Origin of the sequence: Mycoplana sp. BE70 (assembly GCF_031455855.1) — a bacterium.
Taxonomy (GTDB): domain Bacteria; phylum Pseudomonadota; class Alphaproteobacteria; order Rhizobiales; family Rhizobiaceae; genus Mycoplana.
Map to the genome: position 1 here is coordinate 102,648 of NZ_JAVDTM010000006.1, position 18,439 is coordinate 121,086.

15 protein-coding genes, 1 tRNA gene and 1 pseudogene are annotated in these 18,439 nt (G+C 62.3%); 3 read left to right on the forward strand and 14 right to left on the reverse strand.

What is annotated here, in order from left to right; all coding sequences use genetic code 11:
- Window positions 1-133: 133 nt before the first annotated feature.
- The 6 genes from J2Y48_RS12630 to J2Y48_RS12655 all read right to left on the reverse strand — a co-directional run bounded on the left by J2Y48_RS12630 (window position 134) and on the right by J2Y48_RS12655 (window position 8,459).
- The gene (locus tag J2Y48_RS12630) at window positions 134-1,357 is read right to left on the reverse strand and encodes an acyl-CoA dehydrogenase (protein WP_310418111.1); all 1,224 of its coding nucleotides are present in this window, start codon (window positions 1,355-1,357) and stop codon (window positions 134-136) included.
- Between the two features lie 266 nt (window positions 1,358-1,623).
- The gene (gene iolB / locus J2Y48_RS12635) at window positions 1,624-2,421 is read right to left on the reverse strand and encodes a 5-deoxy-glucuronate isomerase (RefSeq protein WP_310418114.1); all 798 of its coding nucleotides are present in this window, start codon (window positions 2,419-2,421) and stop codon (window positions 1,624-1,626) included.
- Between the two features lie 190 nt (window positions 2,422-2,611).
- Window positions 2,612-3,511 (reverse strand): myo-inosose-2 dehydratase, encoded by a 900-nt coding sequence (gene iolE, locus J2Y48_RS12640; RefSeq protein WP_310418117.1) that lies wholly within the window; start codon window positions 3,509-3,511, stop codon window positions 2,612-2,614.
- 79 nt (window positions 3,512-3,590) lie between these two features.
- Window positions 3,591-5,435: a 3D-(3,5/4)-trihydroxycyclohexane-1,2-dione acylhydrolase (decyclizing) gene (iolD, locus tag J2Y48_RS12645; RefSeq protein ID WP_310418119.1), complete on the reverse strand. Its 1,845-nt coding sequence runs from the start codon at window positions 5,433-5,435 to the stop codon at window positions 3,591-3,593.
- A gap of 123 nt (window positions 5,436-5,558) precedes the next feature.
- Window positions 5,559-7,481 carry a 5-dehydro-2-deoxygluconokinase gene (gene iolC / locus J2Y48_RS12650; protein WP_310418122.1) on the reverse strand — a complete coding sequence of 641 codons (1,923 nt, stop codon included), beginning with the start codon at window positions 7,479-7,481 and terminating at the stop codon, window positions 5,559-5,561.
- Between the two features lie 105 nt (window positions 7,482-7,586).
- A complete protein-coding gene (locus tag J2Y48_RS12655) occupies window positions 7,587-8,459 on the reverse strand; it encodes a MurR/RpiR family transcriptional regulator (RefSeq protein WP_310418125.1) in 873 nt (290 codons plus the stop codon).
- A gap of 135 nt (window positions 8,460-8,594) precedes the next feature.
- Here J2Y48_RS12655 and J2Y48_RS12660 point away from each other — a divergent pair, with 135 nt between their 5' ends.
- Complete coding sequence (locus J2Y48_RS12660) at window positions 8,595-9,728, forward strand: Gfo/Idh/MocA family oxidoreductase (protein ID WP_310418132.1); 1,134 nt, start codon at window positions 8,595-8,597, stop codon at window positions 9,726-9,728.
- A 54-nt stretch (window positions 9,729-9,782) separates the two neighbouring features.
- Here the strand turns inward: J2Y48_RS12660 and J2Y48_RS12665 are convergent, their stop codons facing one another.
- The 7 genes and pseudogenes from J2Y48_RS12665 to J2Y48_RS25380 form a co-directional block, all read right to left on the reverse strand.
- Complete coding sequence (locus J2Y48_RS12665; RefSeq protein WP_310418135.1) at window positions 9,783-10,820, reverse strand: calcium-binding protein; 1,038 nt, start codon at window positions 10,818-10,820, stop codon at window positions 9,783-9,785.
- Between the two features lie 205 nt (window positions 10,821-11,025).
- Window positions 11,026-11,139 (reverse strand): annotated as a pseudogene (locus J2Y48_RS25375) (hypothetical protein); the annotation flags it as partial.
- 166 nt (window positions 11,140-11,305) lie between these two features.
- A complete protein-coding gene (locus J2Y48_RS12670; RefSeq protein WP_310418851.1) occupies window positions 11,306-11,878 on the reverse strand; it encodes a DUF1349 domain-containing protein in 573 nt (190 codons plus the stop codon).
- Window positions 11,879-12,003: 125 nt separating this feature from the next.
- Entirely contained in the window at window positions 12,004-12,969 is a 966-nt protein-coding gene (locus J2Y48_RS12675) for a substrate-binding domain-containing protein (protein WP_310418137.1), read from the reverse strand.
- Window positions 12,966-14,279 carry an ABC transporter permease gene (locus tag J2Y48_RS12680; protein WP_310418140.1) on the reverse strand — a complete coding sequence of 438 codons (1,314 nt, stop codon included), beginning with the start codon at window positions 14,277-14,279 and terminating at the stop codon, window positions 12,966-12,968. Before J2Y48_RS12680 ends, J2Y48_RS12675 begins: the two co-directional genes overlap by 4 nt.
- Window positions 14,276-15,859: a sugar ABC transporter ATP-binding protein gene (locus J2Y48_RS12685; protein ID WP_310418142.1), complete on the reverse strand. Its 1,584-nt coding sequence runs from the start codon at window positions 15,857-15,859 to the stop codon at window positions 14,276-14,278. The genes J2Y48_RS12680 and J2Y48_RS12685 overlap by 4 nt, the downstream gene beginning before the upstream one ends.
- Complete coding sequence (locus J2Y48_RS25380; RefSeq protein ID WP_405030222.1) at window positions 15,796-16,275, reverse strand: PAS domain S-box protein; 480 nt, start codon at window positions 16,273-16,275, stop codon at window positions 15,796-15,798. The genes J2Y48_RS12685 and J2Y48_RS25380 overlap by 64 nt, the downstream gene beginning before the upstream one ends.
- Window positions 16,276-16,363: 88 nt before the next feature.
- Here J2Y48_RS25380 and J2Y48_RS12695 point away from each other — a divergent pair.
- Both J2Y48_RS12695 and J2Y48_RS12700 read left to right on the forward strand, forming a co-directional pair.
- A tRNA-Ser gene (locus tag J2Y48_RS12695) sits at window positions 16,364-16,453 on the forward strand.
- Between the two features lie 116 nt (window positions 16,454-16,569).
- Window positions 16,570-16,752, forward strand: a complete 183-nt coding sequence (locus tag J2Y48_RS12700) for a hypothetical protein (protein WP_310418146.1) — start codon at window positions 16,570-16,572, stop codon at window positions 16,750-16,752.
- Between the two features lie 141 nt (window positions 16,753-16,893).
- On the opposite strand, the gene J2Y48_RS12705 is transcribed toward J2Y48_RS12700, so the two are convergent.
- Entirely contained in the window at window positions 16,894-18,222 is a 1,329-nt protein-coding gene (locus tag J2Y48_RS12705) for a pilus assembly protein (protein ID WP_310418149.1), read from the reverse strand.
- Window positions 18,223-18,439 lie beyond the last annotated feature (217 nt).

The following is an 18,439-nucleotide window of genomic DNA, read 5'->3' on the forward strand; positions in this document are numbered from 1 at the left end:
TTTACGTATCGCAATTCCGGCTGGAACCGCCGGGATGCCTGGCGGTCGGCGCCCTTTCTTAAGGTCCTTCGTACAATTGAAACGGCGCCCCGCATCGTTGCAAGGCGCCGTCCGGTCGTCGATCTTGAGCGGCTTACTGGAACGCCTGCAGGCCCGTCTGCGCGCGGCCGAGGATCAGGGCGTGCACGTCGTGGGTGCCTTCGTAGGTGTTGACCGCTTCGAGGTTCATCACGTGGCGGATGACGCCGTATTCGTCGGAAACGCCGTTGCCGCCATGCATGTCGCGGGACACGCGGGCAATGTCGAGCGCCTTGCCGCAGTTGTTGCGCTTCATCAGCGAGATCAGTTCGGCCGGTGCGCGGTGTTCGTCGAACAGGCGACCGAGGCGCAGCGCGCCCTGCAGGCCGAGAGAAATCTCCGTCTGCATGTCGGCCAGCTTCTTCTGGATCAGCTGCATCTGGGCGAGCGGCTTGCCGAACTGCTTGCGGTCCATCGTGTACTGGCGGGCGGCGTGCCAGCAGAATTCGGCAGCCCCCATGGCGCCCCAGGCAATGCCGTAGCGGGCGCGGTTAAGGCAGCCGAACGGACCGGCGAGGCCGGCGACTTCCGGCAGCAGGTTCTCTTCCGGAACAAACACGTCCTGCATCATGATCATGCCGGTGATCGAGGCGCGGAGCGAGAACTTGCCCTCGATCTTCGGCGTCTCGAAGCCCTTCATGCCGCGCTCGAGGATGAAGCCCTTGATCTTGCCGTCGTGCGCCTCGGACTTGGCCCAGACGATGGCGACGTCCGAGATCGGCGAGTTGGTGATCCAGTTCTTGGCGCCGGAGACCAGATAGCCGCCGTCGACCTTCTTCGCTCGCGTGATCATGGAGGAGGGGTCGGAGCCGTGGTCGGGTTCGGTCAGGCCGAAGCAGCCGACCCACTCGCCGGAGGCGAGCTTCGGCAGGTAGCGCTTGCGCTGCTCGTCCGTGCCGTAGGCGAAGATCGGATGCATGACGAGCGAGGACTGGACCGACATGGCGGAGCGATAGCCGGAATCGACACGCTCGACTTCGCGAGCAACCAGGCCGTAGGAAACGTAGTTCGCGCCGACGCCGCCGAACTCTTCAGGAATCGTCGGCCCGAGCAGGCCGAGCGCACCCATCTCGGTCATGATTTCGCGGTGGAAGATCTCATGGCGGTTGGCCTCGAGCACGCGCGAGGCGAGCTTGTCCTGGCAATAGGCGCGGGCAGCGTCGCGGATCATCCGCTCCTCGTCGGTCAGCTGGTCCTCGAGCAGGAACGGATCTTCCCAGTCGAAGGCGGCCATTTTCGCGCGGGCCTGTTCCGGTGTTGCTTTGTGGTGTGCGCTCATTGGAAAATTCCTCTCTCGCCATCTGTCTCGTTGCAGATGTGCTACATCAGCTTGCCAGAGCCTTAAAGGGGGCAAGCCCTTAGGTTCCTCCGGCGCTCTGCCTAATTGTGCATGGCTTCATGCGCCCGCAGAATGAGAACCGTCAAAAACGCCCCAATAGCGGCTCTTCCGCAGCTTGCATTGTCCGTCGGCGTATCAAATGCCAGGACGGGCGTTCGTGCAGGAGCGTTTCAAGGGCCAAGAATTGCCCGGCTCCCTTCCGCCTGTCACCGCGCCAGCAGCCACGCATGCGCCTCGGCGTTGTGGAACTGCCACACTCTTTTCGGCCCGGCCATGACGTTCAGATAGTAGAGGTCGTAGCCGTGGCAGGTGGCGCAGGGGTGATAGCCCCTGGGCACCAGCGTCACGTCGCCGTCCTCCACCGCCATCGCCTCGTCGAGCGATCGGTCGTCGGTATAGACGCGCTGGAAGGCGAAGCCCTGCGGCGGGTTGAGGCGGTGGTAGTAGGTCTCTTCAAGCAGGCTCTCGTTCGGCAGGTCGTCACGGTCGTGCTTGTGCGGCGGATAGGAGGAGGTGTGGCCCTCCGGCGTAATCACTTCCACCACCAGCAGCGAATGCGCCGACCCGTCGTCCTCGGGCATGATGTTGGTGACGTGGCGGACATTGCTGCCCTTGCCGCGCACGATCTGCGGATGGGTCCCGGGTGGGATTGCCCTGGCCCTGTGGTTCCCGCCGCCGGGCGCCGAGCAGACGGCGAGTTCCAGATCCGTCTCCGCCGTCACCGACCAGTTGGAATTGGTCGGCACGTAAAGCGCATGCGGCTGGCCCTCGAAAACGCTCATCCGCTCGCCAAGGATCCCGAAGCTCTCGCCGTCGGCCGTCGCCGAACCCTTGCCGGTGACGAAGACGAGGCAGACCTCCCGGCTTCCGGTTTCCGCCGCGACGATCTCGCCCGGCTTCATCCGGTGCAGATCGAAGCCGACATAGGTCCAACCGGCGCTTTCCGGTGTCACATGCGTCACCCGGCCATGGGTTCCGTTCGGCTTGATGAGCAGTTTCGGCATGGGGGTCTCCTCAAAAGCATCCGTATTTTTCTGGGCCGATGGCCCCTCACCCTAGCCCTCTCCCCGCAAGCGGGGAGAGGGGACAGGCATCGATGCGGCTTGCGTCCTTCTCCCCGTTCACGGGGAGAAGGTGCCGGCAGGCGGATGAGGGGCTATTTCACTTGCTCCCAAAGCCAGATAGCCCACGCCTTCATCCCCGATCCAATCCCGCTTCCTTCGCAAACGCCTTCAGCGCCGTCAGTCCCATCGACTGGTACTCGAAGGGATTGCGGACCAATGGGTCCTGCTCGGCCTCGATGACGAGCCAGCTTTCATAGCCATGCTCGGCGGCAATCTTCAGGACCGGAAGGAAGTCGACGCCGCCTTCCGGATCGCCCGGCACGGTGAACACGCCGCGGCGCACGCCTTCGAGGAAGGAGAGTTTTTGGCCTTCGACCTCCTTGCGGATCGCTGGCCGCACGTTCTTGGCGTGGATATGTCGCACGCGGTGCATGTACTTGTGCGCCAGTTCCGCCGGATTCGAGCCGCCGAACCAGGCATGGCCGGTGTCGAGCAGCAGCTTCGTGGCCGGCCCGGTGTTGGCCATCAGCCGGTCGATCTCTTCCCCGGTCTGCACGACCGTGCCCATGTGATGATGATAGACGAGGTCGATGCCCTGATCGGCGCAATACCGCGCAATCGCCTCGACGTCGGCGCCGAATTTCGCCCAGGCGGCCTCGGGCAGGACGGGCTTGTCGGCCAGCGCCTTGCCGTCGTCGCCGTGGATGGCGTTCGAGGTCTCGCAGACGATGCAGACCTTGCAGCCGTTCGCCTTCAGCATGTCGAGATGCGGCTGGATCGCCTTCCTCTCGGTCTCCACGTCATGGGCGAGCAGGTTCAGCGAGTGCCAGCCTGACACGAAGACGAGCTTGTGGGCAGCGAGCACCTTCTTCAATTCCTCCCCGTCGCTGGGCATCTTGTGCCCTTTCTCGATGCCGTCGAAGCCGATTTTTTCGCAATCGGACAGGCAGTCCTCAAGCGTCAGGTGCGCCCCGATCGTCCGGTCGTCGTCGTTGCTCCAGGCAATCGGGTTGGTACCGTAGCGGATCATGTGTCGGTGTCTCCCAAGAATTTGCTGCGTTGCCGGTCCGTTGCGGAAATGCCGGCCAGGCAGGCTGCCGTTCAGTCCCTCAGCGCTGCTGCTTGCGCGCCGCCTCGTACTTTTCCCGCGCGGCCTTCACCTGCGATCGCGTGCTGACCTCGGGCACCGCCACATCCCACCAGTGGCCACCGGCCTCGGTGGCGACGAGCGGGTCGGTCTCGATGACGATAACGGACGTGCGGTCGTCGCCCTTGCTCCGTTCGAGCGCCGTTTCGAGGTCGGCGATCGAAGCGACCTTGACGGCGACCGCGCCCATGCTTTCGGCGTGCGCCCGGAAGTCGATCTCCGGCATCGTCTCGATCCTTGCGTCCTTGAGCAGGTTGTTGAAGTTCGCGCCGCCGGTTGCCATCTGCAGCCGGTTGATGCAGCCAAATCCGCGATTGTCCAGCACCACGATCGTCAGCTTCCGGCCGAGCATGACCGAGGTCGAAAGCTCCGAGTTCAGCATCATGTAGGAGCCATCGCCGACCATGACGACGACATCGGCGTCCGGTCGCGCCATCTTCACGCCCAGCCCGCCGGCGATCTCGTAGCCCATGCAGGAAAAGCCGTATTCCAGATGGTAGCTGCCCGGATTGTGTGCCTGCCACAGCTTGTGCAACTCGCCCGGAAGACCGCCCGCTGCACAGACGAGAATTGAATTCTCGCCGCCGGTCATGCGCTGGACGGCGCCGATCACCTGGGCATCGGAGGGAAGGGCGGCGTTGGTCGGCGCCGTTGCGCGGTTCGCCGCCGCCAGCCATTCGGTCTTGCGCGCCTTCGCCGCCGCCTCGACCGAGGCCGGCGCCTTCCAGCCACCGAGCGCCTCGGACAGCAGCGTCAGCCCCTCGCGCGCATCGCAGACGAGCGGCAGGCCGTCGTGTTTGGCGGCGTCGAAGGCCGCGGTGTTCAGCCCGATGATCCGGGCGCGCTCGTTCTTGAACAACGCCCAGGAGCCGGTGGTGAAATCCTGCAAACGGGTTCCGACCGCAAGGATGAGATCGGCCTCTTCGGCAAAAGCATTGGCCGCGGAGGTGCCGGTGACGCCGATCGAGCCCATGCAGAGCGGATGGTCGTCGGGCAGCGCCGACTTGCCGGCCTGGGTAACGGCGATTGGGACGCCGTGCATGCCGGCGAATGCCTTCAGTTCGGCCGTCGCACGCGAATAGAGCACGCCGCCGCCGGCGATGATCAGCGGCCGCTCGGCCTGCCGGATCGCGTCCAGCGCTGCGGCGAGTTCGTCGCTGTCCGGACGGGGACGGCGCTCCCGCCAGACCTTCTCCGCAAACAGGTTTTCGGGATAATCATAGGCCTCGGCCTGCACGTCCTGGCACAGCGACAGCGTCACCGGGCCGCAATCGACCGGATCGGTCAGGACTTGCATGGTCCGCTTCAGGGCCGGGATGATCTGCTCGGGCCGGGTGATACGGTCGAAATAGCGCGAGACGCAGCGGAAGGCGTCGTTCACCGAAACCGTGCCGTCGCCGAAATCCTCGATCTGCTGCAGCACCGGATCGGGAATGCGGTTGGCGAAGACGTCGCCCGGCAGGAAGAGGACGGGCAGGCGGTTCACGTGCGCCACGCCGGCGGCCGTCACCATGTTCAGCGCGCCGGGGCCGATCGAGGTCGTGCAGGCCATGAAGCGGCTGCGAAAGCTCGCCTTGGCGAAGGCGACGGCGGCGTGCGCCATGCCCTGCTCATTGTGCGCGCGATAGGTCGGCAGTTCCTCGCGCACCTGGTAGAGCGCTTCCCCGATGCCGGCGACGTTGCCGTGGCCGAAGATGCCCCAGACGCCGGCGAAGATCGGCACCTTCTTGCCGTCGACAACCGTCATCTGCGCCTTCAGGAAATGCGCGACGGCCTGCGCCATCGTCAGCCGGATCGTCTTGCCCATCATATCCTCCCTGAATTCCCCCTAAAGCGCGTCGCGATCTTTCAGATTTGTCTGCCGCGCTTCAGGTCCTTGTTTTTCGTATGTCTTTGGTCCGAAACCGATCCGACTTTCGCGACACATGCTTTAATGCCCGCGTGTCCTCAGCCAGGCATCCGTCAGTTCCTTGAACCTTCCCGCCATGTCGGCGATCGCCGCCTCGTCGGTGATCTGCCCGGCCAGCCATTTCCGCGCCGCATCGGCAAAGATGGTGCGCCCGACGGCGAAACCCTTCACCGCCGATGCCGCCCTGGTCGCCTCGAACGCCTTGACCAGTTCCTCCTTCGGCGCCTCCAGACCCAGCAACACGATGCCGCGACAATAGAGGTCGTTGCGTGCGATCACTGCGTCGATGTTGCGCCATGCCGCCGCCGAGGCCTGCGGCTCCAGCTTCCACCAATCGGGCCTGATGCCGAGATCATACAGTTCCTGCAGCGCCGTGGACACCGTCGTGTCGTCCAGCGGCCCGCTCTTGCCGGCGATGACCTCGATCAGCAGCTCCCGGCCTATCCGTCGCGCAGCGTCGAAAAGCGCCCGCAGCTTTTCCTGCTGTTCCGCCTTCAGTGCCACCGGATCGTCCGGATGATAGAAGCACAGGCATTTGATGCAATGGCCGATCGGCCATTCGACGAGCTGTGAGCCGATGTCCTGGCCGAACTCGAAGCGCAGCGGCTTCGAGCCCGGCAGTTCCACGGGGCGGCCGATCCAGGAAAAGTTCTTCGCTGCTGCATCGAACAGAGCGTCGCGTCCGAAGCGCTCGTCAAGCAGCATGCCGTAGCCCGGTCGCCCGCACGCCACGCGCGCGGCCGCCTCGACCGTTAGCCGCTTGAAGGCGGAAATCTTCTCGTGCGGTGCGCCCAGCTGGTCGGCGATCTCGACAAGCTGCATGCGGTGGTCGCAGGCAAGCGCCATCAGGAGCGGGATCTCGCCGCGGCGCGTGGTCGCCCAGTGGAGGTGATTGATAGCCGCGTCCTTGCGCAAAGCCCGGTGCTTGCTGCCGTGCTGGAGGAAGAACTGCAACTCCTCCCAGGTAGGGTATTCCTGCGAGCAGAGCAGGCGGGAGACGGCAAAGGCGCCGCAGGCATTCGCCCAGGTGGCCGATGTCGCATGGTCCTCACCAGCCAGCCAGCCGCGCAAAAAGCCGGACATGAAGGCGTCGCCGGCGCCGAGCACGTTGTAGACCTCGATCGAGAACCCCTTGCCGACGACACCGTCCTCCAGGTCGTCGCTGATCGGACCGTCATAGACGATGCAGCCCATCGCCCCGCGCTTGAGCACGATCGTCGCCTCCGAAACCGCCCGGATCGCCTTCAGCGCGGCGAGCACGTCGTCGGCGCCCGACGCGATCATGATCTCCTCCTCGGTGCCGACGATCAGGTCGCAGTCGGGAAGGACGGATTTCATCAGTTGCGAGACCCGGTCGGACTTCACGTAGCGCTCGAAGCCCTCGGCATGGCCGGCAAGGCCCCAGAGGTTCGGCCGATAGTCGACGTCGAAGATCACCTTGCGGCCGCTGTCGCGCGCGATCCGGATCGCCTTGCGCTGCGCAGCTTCCGTGTTCGGCCGAGAAAAATGTGTCCCCGAGACGAGGACGGCGCGCGAGGAGCGGATGAAGGCCGCGTCGATGTCGTCCTCGCAGAGCGCCATGTCGGCGCAGTCGGTGCGCACGAAGATCATCGGCGAGACGCCCTCGGCTTCGATGGCGAGCAGCACCAGCGCCGTAAGGCGATCCTTGTCGGTCACGATGCCTGTAGTCGCGACCCCCTCACGCGTGCACTGCTCGCGGATGAAGCGGCCCATCTGCTCGTCGCCGACGCGGGTGATCAGGCCGGACTTCAACCCCAGCCGCGCAGTGCCGATGGCGATGTTCGCCGGGCAGCCGCCGACAGACTTCGCAAACGAGGTGACGTCCTCCAGCCGGCTGCCGAGTTGCTGGCCGTAGAGATCGACGGACGAGCGGCCGATCGAGATGACGTCGAGCGTCGGGGTGTCGAGATCGCGTCGCGCCATAACTCCTCCCTTCGCCGCCTAACTGGCCGGCGTCGTGACGGAACGAAACATCAATTCCAACGGCTCGTCAATTCGGAATATATATTCCGCGTCGATCCAACAATTTCACGCCTTGGCAGCAGTCTTTCCGCTCCGGTCGAGACTGCGCCGTTTCTCCGCAATTGCCACCGGCAGGGCCATGGCGAGCACCATCGAGGCGGAGAGCGAGCGGAACCCGCCATAGTCGGCCTCCGTCACCTCGAACCAATGCGAAGCACAGGCGGCAAGCGGCGAGAACGCCGAGTCGGTGATTGCCACGATCGGTACGCCGCGTTCGTGCAGGGCTTGCGCCTGGGCGAGACTTTCGGTCGCGTAAGGAGCAAAGCTTGCGGCAATGACGGCGTCGCGCGGCGTCGCGAAGGCTGCGATTTCCGCATCGATGCCGTTCGGCGAGGCGATGACCTGATGGCGGATGCCGAGTTTGCCGAAGGCGTAGGCCATATGGGCCGTCAGCGGATAGGAGCGGCGCTTGGCAACCAGAAAGATCGTCTCCGCCCGCGCCAGCAAGGCGACGGCGCCGGAGAAATCCTTCCGGTCGATCGTCTGGGCCAGTCGGGCGACCGACTGGCCGGCAGCAGCAATGAATCCGCTCAAGAGCTCGTCCTCGCTGTTGGCAGCCCCTTTCTCCAGCGTCGCCAGCCGCTCCTCGTAGGACAGGTTGCGGTCACGGAGGCGTTCACGAAAGACCGTCTGAAGGTCGGAGAAACCGTCGAAGCCGAGATGATGGGCAAGGCGCACCAGCGTCGAGGGTTGCACCTCGGCGGCAGCAGCGATGCTGGCGGCCGTTCCGAAGGCAATCTCGTCCGGGTGGGAAAGCGCATAGGCCGCCACCTGCATCAGTCGCTTCGGCATCGTCGACTTCCGATCGATGATGACGCTGCGCAGACTGTCGAAATCACGCGGCACGCGCCCGTTCTGCTTGTCGTTTTCGTCGTTCATGGCTCCGCCGTCCCTCGAAAGCAATATGATGGAGCATATGAAATGTTTATTCCATATGATTTCGGAAATACAGCTTTTGTTCCGTATCTTTTCGGTTCATCATCTACGCGAAAATTGCCCGTAGGAGGAGAGTCGATGGCAGCGCTTGGCGTTGGATTGATCGGAACGGGCTACATGGGCAAGTGCCATGCCCTTGCCTGGAACAATGTGGCGGCCATTTTCGGCGATGTGGCGCGTCCGCGGCTCGACCGGCTGGCGGAACGGAATCGCGAGCTTGCCGAGACCCGGGCACGTGAATTCGGCTTCGCGAAGGCGACCTCCGACTGGCGCGACCTGCTGGCTGACCCCGACGTGGACGTCGTTTCCGTGACCACGCCGAATCAGTTCCACGCCGAAATGGCGATCGCAGCACTCGAGGCCGGCAAGCATGTCTGGTGCGAAAAGCCGATGGCACCCGCGCTCGTCGACGCGGAGCGCATGGAAGCCGCTGCGCGGCGTTCGGGAAAGGTGGCGATCATCGGCTACAACTACATCCAGAATCCGGTCATGCGTCATCTCCGCACGCTGATCGGGGAGGGGGCGATCGGGAAGGTGAACCATGTCCGCGTCGAGATGGACGAGGACTTCATGGCCGATCCCGAGGCGCTGTTCTCGCCGAAGAGCGAGGCAACGGGCGGCTATGGCGCGCTGGACGATTTCGCCGTGCATCCGCTGTCGCTGCTGTGGAACCTGTTCGGCCATGTCGAGGCGGTCATCGCCGACCTCGGCAAGCCCTATCCGGATCGCCCGCTGCACGACGGTCGCCGGCGGCCCGTCGAGAACCACGACCAGGCCAGCGTGCTGATGCGGCTTTCCGGCGGCATTTCGGCCGTGCTGATGACCAACCGCGCCGCCTGGGGCCGCAAGGGACGAATCGCCCTGCAGATCTTCGGCTCGCAAGGTTCGATCCTGTTCGACCAGGAGCGGATGAACGAATTCCAGATCTATCGCGCCAGCGATCCTGCCACCGAACAGGGTTTTGCCACGGTGCTGACTGCGCCGCAGCACGAACCCTATGACCGGTTCATCCCGGCACCCGGTCACAGCCTCGGCTTCAACGATCTCAAGGTCATCGAGTGTCGCCAACTGATGGCCGCCATCGCGGCAGAGCCGTACCGCGCCGTGGACTTTACAGACGGCCTGCGAATCGAACGCTCGGTGCATGCCATGGCCCAGTCGTTCCGCGAGCGGCGCTGGGTGGACGTGGCGACCGGACCCGCAACTGAGTAAACAAAGAGCGGCCGGAGCATTGCCCCGGCCGCCAGTCTGATCTGCATCTGCCGATCAGAGAATGAAATCGCTCGAATAGTATTTCGTATAGTTGGCGTCGATCTGGAAGTCGGCACGGCCGTCGCCGTTTACGTCACCCGAAATGATGTGTCCGGAATAGCGCAACTCGCCCGCCTCGCCGGAAAACGACTTGGTGCCGATGAAGTGGAACGCCTGGTTGCCTTTGGTGTAAACGTCGGCATCGATCTTGCTGAGGTCGATCTTGTCCTTTTCGGAGCGGATGAAGTCCTCGATAATGTCGCGGTTGCTGCCGACGACCGAATCCTTGATCGATTCGAAGATGAAGGTGTCACGGCCGGTGCCGCCGTTCAGGATGTCGTGGCCGCGACCGCCGATCAGATAGTCGTTGCCGCTGCCGCCCAGCAATTCGTCGCTGCCGCTGCCGCCGAGTAGCAGGTCGCTGCCGCCGCGTCCCCACAGGATGTCGTTGCCGCTGCCACCTTCAAGGTCGTTGCCAAAAGAGTCACCCCGCAGCGTGTCGTTGTAGCTGGTGCCGACCGCGTTCTCGATGCTGGAGAACGTCTCCTTATTGGAGCCGACCTTGGCGTATTTGCCTTCGAGGTCGGCGAAGACGCCGCGGCCCTTCAGCTTGCTGCTGTCCTGGAGTTCATAGCTCAGCGTGTCGATGCCGCTGCCGCCATTGAAATAGTTCCGGAATCCGGCCGACAGGAAGGTGTCGTCGTCGCCCTCGCCGTAGTATTTGCTCTTCAGCGTCAGCACCTCGAACCAGTCGTCGCCCGCGCCGCCGTAGACCTTGTCATAGGAACTGTCTTCGATCGCATAGCCTGTATGGACATAGGTGTCGTTGCCGGAACCTAGATAGATTGTGTTTCCGCCTTCGAACCAGTTCTTCACATAATCGTGCCCGGTGCCGGCATCGACATAGTTGAAGCCGCCATCGCGACTGACGAGATTCAGGTAGATCGTGTCGTTTCCGCCTTTGGTGTAGATGTCTACTTCAGGAACGCTTCCTTGCGAAACGGTGTTTGCGCTATCGTTGCCGATATATTTGTAGTTGCTAACCCAACCCATGGCGTACATTCCTTGTTACTGCAAATAAAGTTGCTTGACCTGAACATTATGCGCGCGTTCCTGAACGCGACTTGAACGAACGGTGCCTCCGAGGCGCATCTCATAGTTGCCGAGGCTTTGTGGCCAAATCCGGCGGCAACGGTGATTCTTCGGTGGCATTTGATCCGGCATCGGACGCAGGATCGCCAATTTCGTTAACGAAGCGTTACGGTGCCGAGTGCTGACAACATATGACGGGAATTCCAGCCTCGCGTGCCGCAGTGGGAAACGCGGGCCGGCATGCCTCCGGGCTCACCTCGCCCCGTAAAGCGGCGGATGATTGGGCAAGCGCGTTCTAGGCAGTTGCGGACGAGCGACGAGGCGGCTTCAGTTGCCGCGGGTCACGAAGCAATTTCGGTGGAGCTGCATTCGAAAGATCGAGTTGTTCCCAGGGGACAGTCAGCCTGACTTCCCGAACTGGCAAGCCGGGCGAACAAAATCGCCGTTCATTCATGCAATGTGCGAGGGATCGGTGGTCCCACTTCGATACCGGAAAATCTTGCTTTGAACCCTTCGCGCTCGGGCGAGCATGCCATGATGCCGGCATGGCCATCGGCACTCGAAAAGGGACAGAGCCTCGCCATCTGCCACGCTGTCCCACCAAATCGGAACTGAACGCGGACCGCGTCATCGTGGCGCGTCAATCGAACGGACAGGGGAGTGGTCGGTGCGACGTCGGGGAGCGGTATGACAGACCAGTCCGAGACCGAGTTCGTCACCACGACACTGAAGTGCATCAGGCCGTCGGTGTATTCGATGCCGCACTTGATCCAGTTCTCAGCATCAACCCGAAGCATCAGGCCCGCTTGATCGTACAGCGTGTCGTACTCGCCCACGACCGTTGCCGTGCACGTGAAATCGCCTGATATCGGACGCAGATAGGCATGGCCGTTGTCCCGGGTAAAGCCGTAGAACGTGTGACGCCAGAAGTCCGTCCGCGCGTCCGTTGTCACCGTCAGATGTCCAGGCCCTCCGCGCCACGACGCGGGCTCATTCAGCCAGCGGTACTCCACTCCTATGTTTCCTCCTCACTAGCGATCTCCTCAGGATCTGCGCCATCTGCCATGACGCTCGTTTCAATGCCCGACGGGAGGTCGTCTGACGCAGCGCCCCAGTTTACCCGGGGCGCTGCTGGCAAAGGGTCTTAGAGACCGTTGTCCTTCATGATCTGCGCTGCGTTGTCCTTGGTGACCATCAGCGTGTCGAGGGTGATGGTCTTTTCCACCTTTTCGCCGCTCAGGAACTTGATCGCCTGGCGCAAACCCTCTGCTCCCGGGGTGGCATAGAGGAAGGTGGCCGTTAGTTCGCCGTTATTGACCCAGGTCACGCCTTCAGCGGGTAGGGCATCTATGCCGATGAATTTGATCTCTTTCTCGCGGCCGACATCCTTGGCGGCAAGATAGGCACCGTAGGCCATTGGATCATTATGCCCATAGACGAGGTCGATCTTCTCGTTGTTGCGCAGGGCTGTTGCCATGATGTTGTAGGCTTGGTCCTGTTTCCAGTCGCCAGATTGTTGGTCGAGCAGGTTCTTGATGCCCGGTTCCTTGTCCGTGAATTCGTGGAAACCGTCATGACGGTCATGCGCGGGCTGTGTGCCCATGCCGCCCCATATCTCGACGACGTTCCCTTGGGCCTTGCCCTTTCCGCCAAGGAGTTCCACGGCATACTCACCCGCCGCGCGGCCGATCAGCTTGTTATCGCCGCCGACAAACTGGGTGTATTGGTCGGTGTCGACATTTCGGTCCAGTACAAAGACGGGGATCTTGGCGTCGATGGCCTGCTGTACGACACCGGTTAGCCCAGCGGATTCCTTCGGCGAGATGAGGAGCGCATCGACTTCCTGCCGGATGAGGTTCTCGACGTCAGCAACCTGCTTTTCCGTCTTGTCCTCGCCGTCGGTGATGATCAGTTCGACATCGGGATGCTTGGCTGCCTCGGCGATGATGTCCTTGTTGAACTGGGCCCGCCAGGGCTCGATGGTCGTTGCCTGGCTGAAGCCTATTCGCCATTTCTTGTCCTGGGCCGCGGTGTTGTTCGCGGGCATCAAGGCGGTGGTTGCGGTGAGGACGGCTGCGAAGGCCGCCAACATAAGCTCACGACGTTTCATTCCTTCTTTCCTCCCATTGTTAGAGACACCGTCTCTGATGACGACCGCTCCTCCGCGGCCGAACCCGCTTCCGGCTGATGGCGCGAATGCCATAGACGGCTGAAAAGATCACCGGCGCTGCGCTCCTGCACGAGCACGGTACCGATGATGATGACCCCCTTCAGGACCAGCTGAAGGTTGGAGTTGATATTGTGGAGCTGCAGGATGTTGGAGAGAAAGCCGAAGATGAGAACACCACAAAAGGTGCCGGCAAGACCGCCCCTGCCGCCCATCAGGCTCGTGCCGCCGATGACGACGGCGGCGATTGCGTCGAGTTCCAGCCCCGCACCGGCATCGGGTTTTCCCTGGCGATACTGGGCCACGTAGAGGACGGCGGCGATCCCGGCGAGCAGCCCCGACACCGCGTACGCAACGATTTTCACACGGCCGGCGTTGATGCCGGAGAGCCTCGCTGCTTCTTCATTTCCGCCGATCGCATAGACGTAGCGTCCGAATGGCGTGAAGCGAAGCACCGCACCGTAGAGGATGATCGCAACGATGAAGAAAATGCCGGGCATCGGAACGATGCCGAAGACCAATTGGCGCAGGATATCGAAATCCGCGGTCGCGTTAGTGCCGGTATAGACCGGCAGCACCGCGTTGTTCTGTCCGGCCGTCAACCGGGCAACGCCCAGGGCTGTGACCATCATCGCCAGCGTGACAATGAAGGGCTGCAATCGACCGAAGACGATGATCACGCCGTTGATTGCTCCGAAGACGAGGCCGACCGCGGGCGCGACCAGAAGAACGCCGAGGACGCCGAACTTCGTCTGGACCTGGGGCAGCAAGTAACTCAGCACCAGCGCGCAGAACAGGATTCCGGCGAGCGCGGGCAGCACAAACCCGCGCATGCGGTCAAGGCGGATGTCACGGGTACTATCCTTGCCTGCCCGTACCTTCTCGATGTTCAGAAAGGCGAAGCGCACGATCACCGCGCCGAGCAGCAGCGACGCAACACTGACCGAGGGCAACCCAAGAAAGACGGCTGGCGTCTCGCCCGGCACCGTCAAGAGCATCGCGCAGACCACGCTGCAGATCGCCATGAGCGAGCCGACCGAGAGGTCAATTCCTGCAGTCAGGATTACGGCCGTCATGCCCGTTGCGATCAGCCCGGTGGTGGATACCTGCCGAAGCACGTCGAGGAGATTGCCGGACGACAGAAAGATGTTCTTTCCGGAAGAGGTCAGCGGTGACGAGAGAACGCCGATTAGAAAGATCGCAATCAGCCCCCAGTAGAGTTTCGTCCGGCCAATTAACTTGACGAACGTCATGCGACTGCCCCTCCGGCGGCCCCGCGAGGAGCAGCAAGCTGCATAATGCGTTCCTCGCTTGCTTCAGCATGGGAAAGGATGCCGGTTTGCCGCCCTTCCGCCATAACAAGCACGCGGTCGGAAAGATGAAGCAGTTCGGGCAATTCTGAGCTCACCACGACAATGGCAAGTCCTTCCTTCGCCAGCTTGAAGATCAGATCGTAGATCTCCCGCTTTGCCCCGACATCGATGCCGCGTGTGGGCTCGTCCAGCAGCAGTAGGCGGGGGCGGGTGGCCAACCACTTGCCGATCACGACTTTCTGCTGGTTGCCGCCGGATAGGGTGCTCGCTATCTGGTCCACCCCTTCGCAGCGTACGGCGAGGACATCGACCATATGCTTTGTGATTGCTTCTTCGCGCCTGAGCGAGCGCAGCGCGAGGCGCGCAAGCCGCCCCACCAGCGGCAATGCGACGTTGTCTGCAATCGTATCATGCAGGTGCAGCCCCTGCGTCTTGCGGTCTTCGGTCACCAATGCAATGCCGAGCCGGCGTGCATCGCGTGGTGAGCGAATATTGACGGGAGCGCCGTCCAGGCAGATCGCGCCACCTGTATGCCCGCCACTCGACCCGAAGATCGTCGTCAGTATTTCGGTACGCCCTGCGCCGAGCAGTCCACCGACACCAAGAATCTCGCCAGCGTGGAGGTCGAAGCTGACGCCGCGCAAGACCTCGCGCCTACCGCGCCGGCCAGCGACCGAAAGAGAGAGGTTGCGGACAGACAAGATGCTCGGACCCGACGCAGTCATCGATGTCCGGTCACCACCAAGAAAACTGCGGCCGACCATCGCCGCGATCACCGTGTCTTCATCCAAGCCGAGCCTCGGACGCGTCCAGACATGCCGGCCATCGCGGAAAACGCTGACCCGGTCGCTGACTTGCATCACCTCGTCAATCCGGTGCGAGATGTAGATGATCCCGACTCCGCTTTCCGAGAGCTGGCGCATGATCTTGAACAGACGCTGGCACTCGGCGGGTGACAGCGCCGAAGTCGGCTCGTCCATGATGAGGATGCGTGCGTTCAACGACAGCGCCTTGGCAATCTCCACAAGCTGCTGCTCGCCCACGCGCAAGGTTCCGACGCGCGCCTCTGGATCGAGTTGAATCCCGAGCCGTCCCAACAGCGCGCGCGAAGAATTGAGGCTTGCCCTGCGATCCACGAGAACGCCCGCGATCAAGCGTTCGCGGCCGAGAAAAATGTTGTCTGCAACACTGAGCTCGGGGACGAGGTTCAGCTCCTGGTGGATGATCGCTATGCCAGCAGCTTCTGCATCACGGACACTGGCAAAACGGACGGGAGATCCATCGACGCAGATCGTGCCCTCGTAGTCCGTATACACGCCGGAGAGGATCTTCATCAGCGTCGACTTGCCAGCGCCATTCTCCCCCATCAACGAATGGATTTCGCCGGCCATGAGATCGAATTGAACCGCGCGCAAAGCCGCGACTCCGCCAAACGACTTTGAGACTCCATCAGCCGTCAAAAGCAGACCTGCAGATGGAGCAACGCTGTTTTCTGGGGGCACCGGAACATCATCGCGCATGGTATGGGCGGCCTCCCTAGCCGACATCCAACGCTCGAATTCTCCAATACTTGTGAGGTTATTAGAAACGTTAAAATCGTGTCAAGCAAGCACGCTCCCGCTGGCGATGCGGCCATGCGTGGTGGCGGCAGCCCGGCAACGACACCCACGCGGTGGTTCAGTTCGGCAACGAGGCCCCCTTGGATCCGCTCGACCTCCTTGCGTGCCGTGATATCCCGCACGATCTTGGATGCTCCAACAAAGCGGCCATCGTGCCCAACGATCGGAGAGGCCGAGAGCGACACGTCCACAAGGCGTCCGCTCTTATGCCGCCTGACCGTCTCCTGGGGCTCCACCCGGTCGCCGGCGCTGATACGCCAAATTTGTGCCGTCAGCGCCAGCGCGCACCCTGTTTTGTTCCGGTTTGTGCCGCGCACAACTGAGTGTAGAGCCTACAAGCGTTTTTTGGTTTGTTGACAAAAAAGCCTTGCAATCAAAAGCCCTACGACTTAGTGAAGCCGCGACGGAGAGGTGGCCGAGTGGTCGAAGGCGCTCCCCTGCTAAGGGAGTATACCGGGAACGGTATCGAGGGTTCGAATCCCTTCTTCTCCGCCATATACCCTTGAATTTCTTGACGATGCTGCGGCAGGGTCGGAGCGAAGACAGCGACGGACCGTTTCGAGGCGCTCGCGAACGAATCGAAACGCCGACTGAGGACAATAACCAATGGGGTGAAAGTCGGCCTGATCTTTGACCAAGACGTCGAGGATGCGCTTGCTCAAGCGTGCGGCGACTTCAACTGGAAGCGCGAATATGCAATTGCGCTGATCGTTCGGGAGTGGCTGGAAGAGAGCGGCTATCTGCCGATCCACGTCCCCGACGAGAGCAGCAATACGGAAGACACGACTGAGTGAACCGTACCCGGGGGCGTTACCTTGCGCCCGCTGGCAGATATTCGGGCGAAGCGCAGCCTTCAGCTTCTGGTAAAAGAGCGGCGCCAGGAATGGCGCCGCGGGACATTTCGGACGCGAGCGCGGTGGCGCGCGAAACGCCACTCACCGCACCAGCCGGATCGCGCCGGGATTGTTGATCTTGGCGTCGGCCAGCTCTTTTTTGCAGTCGCTTTTGAAGGCGCTGTTGCCGATCATCGTGATCTCCTGCGCGACAATGCGGACGCACTCACCGCCGGTCGTGCCACTCCCCGCGTACTTGATCTCCGTCGACGCCGGCATGTAGATGATGCCCGTCAACGAGGAGGCGCTGTTGCCGTTGATGACAGCCGCCTGGGTGTTGTTCCTGGCCGCGACGATGACAAAGCCTGCCCAGGGGCCGCTCGTGGCGGCGGTCACGTGAAAGTTCGCCCCACCGTGAATGTCGATCTGGGCTCCATTGAGCAGGAAGAATGTTACGCCATCTCCGCTGATGATCGACTGGCTGGTAAACTTCAGGGCACCCCCGTCGATGATATAGTTCCCGGCCTCCAGGCGGACCTTTCCCTTGACCTCCAGGCCACGATAAGTCCCGGGTTTCAACGTAACGCTGTAATCGTCCGGCACCTTGCTCGGCGTTTTGCCGGTGCCGTTGCAGTCGCCGTTGCCGCCGCCATTGCCGACGAAGTTCTGACCGCATCCAGCCAGGTTGACCAAACTTCCCGCCGTGGGCATGGCCTTCCGCTTGAAGGGGTCGGGCGTTGGTGGCACGTCCTCACGCGCCTTGCCGCAAGCAAGTTTGGTATTCGCGAGCGTTGCCGACACCTTGCCGGTCGCGTAGAGACATTCAGCCTTCAGGGTGGCTGTACCGCCGATATAGATGGACTGTACGTCTTTTGAGTTGGATGTGATCGTGCAGTTCGAGGTGTCGACGGTCGCGCTGCCGCCAACCTCGAAGGCCCGGGTGGCCGTAGGATGGAGGGCCAGGATGCACGCCTCCTTACCCTGCGCGCGCGCGGCGACGCTTTCTCGGCTGATCCGATAGGGACGCAGGCCCCAGAAAAGCGGATCGTAGTCCGCTTTGTATGATGCCGTGGCAGTCGGTTCGTCGTCGATCACCGAGAATTCAACCTGGATCGTCGCCCCTTCGTCCGGATCGGACAGGTTGTCCGCCTCCAGGTGGGAAGATCGTTCAAAATTTGCGAAGAACAGCGCATTGGCCGCCGTCCGCGCGTCGCTTTCGCTCTCCCCTTCGCCAAAGGATTTGACGGCGGTGATCGCTGCCGTATCCAGCGCCGCCTGCATTTTGGAGCTTTCCTTCACGGCGGAGGTTACGTTCACTGCCACTGAACCGGCGAGGAAGAGCACTGGCAGCAGCAGCGCTGTCATTATGCCGAAGTTGCCACCTTCATCCTCGAGAAGGCGCCGCATTTTATTAACAGAGACCCCATTCATCTCGATTCGCCCCAAATTGATGATGGGCTAATTTAGTTGATGTTCGTTTATGTACTGTTAGCGGGACTGCGAAACTTTTTCATATGTTCATTCCGCGGCGTTTTCGCATTGCTCCACCCCTCCGAAACTGCGCGATCCCCGGCCGGCACAATGCAGCACCGTTGGCTTCGCGCGGCACGAGGGGCACCGGGTTCACGAATCGTTTACCGGTGGTTGC

Excerpts from the sequence above, each read along its gene's own strand:
- J2Y48_RS12630 (WP_310418111.1), bottom strand. The coding sequence starts at position 1,357 with ATGAGCGCACACCACAAAGCAACACCGGAACAGGCCCGCGCGAAAATG.
- iolB (WP_310418114.1), bottom strand. The coding sequence starts at position 2,421 with ATGCCGAAACTGCTCATCAAGCCGAACGGAACCCATGGCCGGGTGACG.
- iolE (WP_310418117.1), bottom strand. The coding sequence starts at position 3,511 with ATGATCCGCTACGGTACCAACCCGATTGCCTGGAGCAACGACGACGAC.
- iolD (WP_310418119.1), bottom strand. The coding sequence starts at position 5,435 with ATGGGCAAGACGATCCGGCTGACGATGGCGCAGGCCGTCGCGCATTTC.
- iolC (WP_310418122.1), bottom strand. The coding sequence starts at position 7,481 with ATGGCGCGACGCGATCTCGACACCCCGACGCTCGACGTCATCTCGATC.
- J2Y48_RS12655 (WP_310418125.1), bottom strand. The coding sequence starts at position 8,459 with ATGAACGACGAAAACGACAAGCAGAACGGGCGCGTGCCGCGTGATTTC.
- J2Y48_RS12660 (WP_310418132.1), top strand. The coding sequence starts at position 8,595 with ATGGCAGCGCTTGGCGTTGGATTGATCGGAACGGGCTACATGGGCAAG.
- J2Y48_RS12665 (WP_310418135.1), bottom strand. The coding sequence starts at position 10,820 with ATGGGTTGGGTTAGCAACTACAAATATATCGGCAACGATAGCGCAAAC.
- J2Y48_RS12675 (WP_310418137.1), bottom strand. The coding sequence starts at position 12,969 with ATGAAACGTCGTGAGCTTATGTTGGCGGCCTTCGCAGCCGTCCTCACC.
- J2Y48_RS12680 (WP_310418140.1), bottom strand. The coding sequence starts at position 14,279 with ATGACGTTCGTCAAGTTAATTGGCCGGACGAAACTCTACTGGGGGCTG.
- J2Y48_RS12685 (WP_310418142.1), bottom strand. The coding sequence starts at position 15,859 with ATGCGCGATGATGTTCCGGTGCCCCCAGAAAACAGCGTTGCTCCATCT.
- J2Y48_RS12705 (WP_310418149.1), bottom strand. The coding sequence starts at position 18,222 with ATGAATGGGGTCTCTGTTAATAAAATGCGGCGCCTTCTCGAGGATGAA.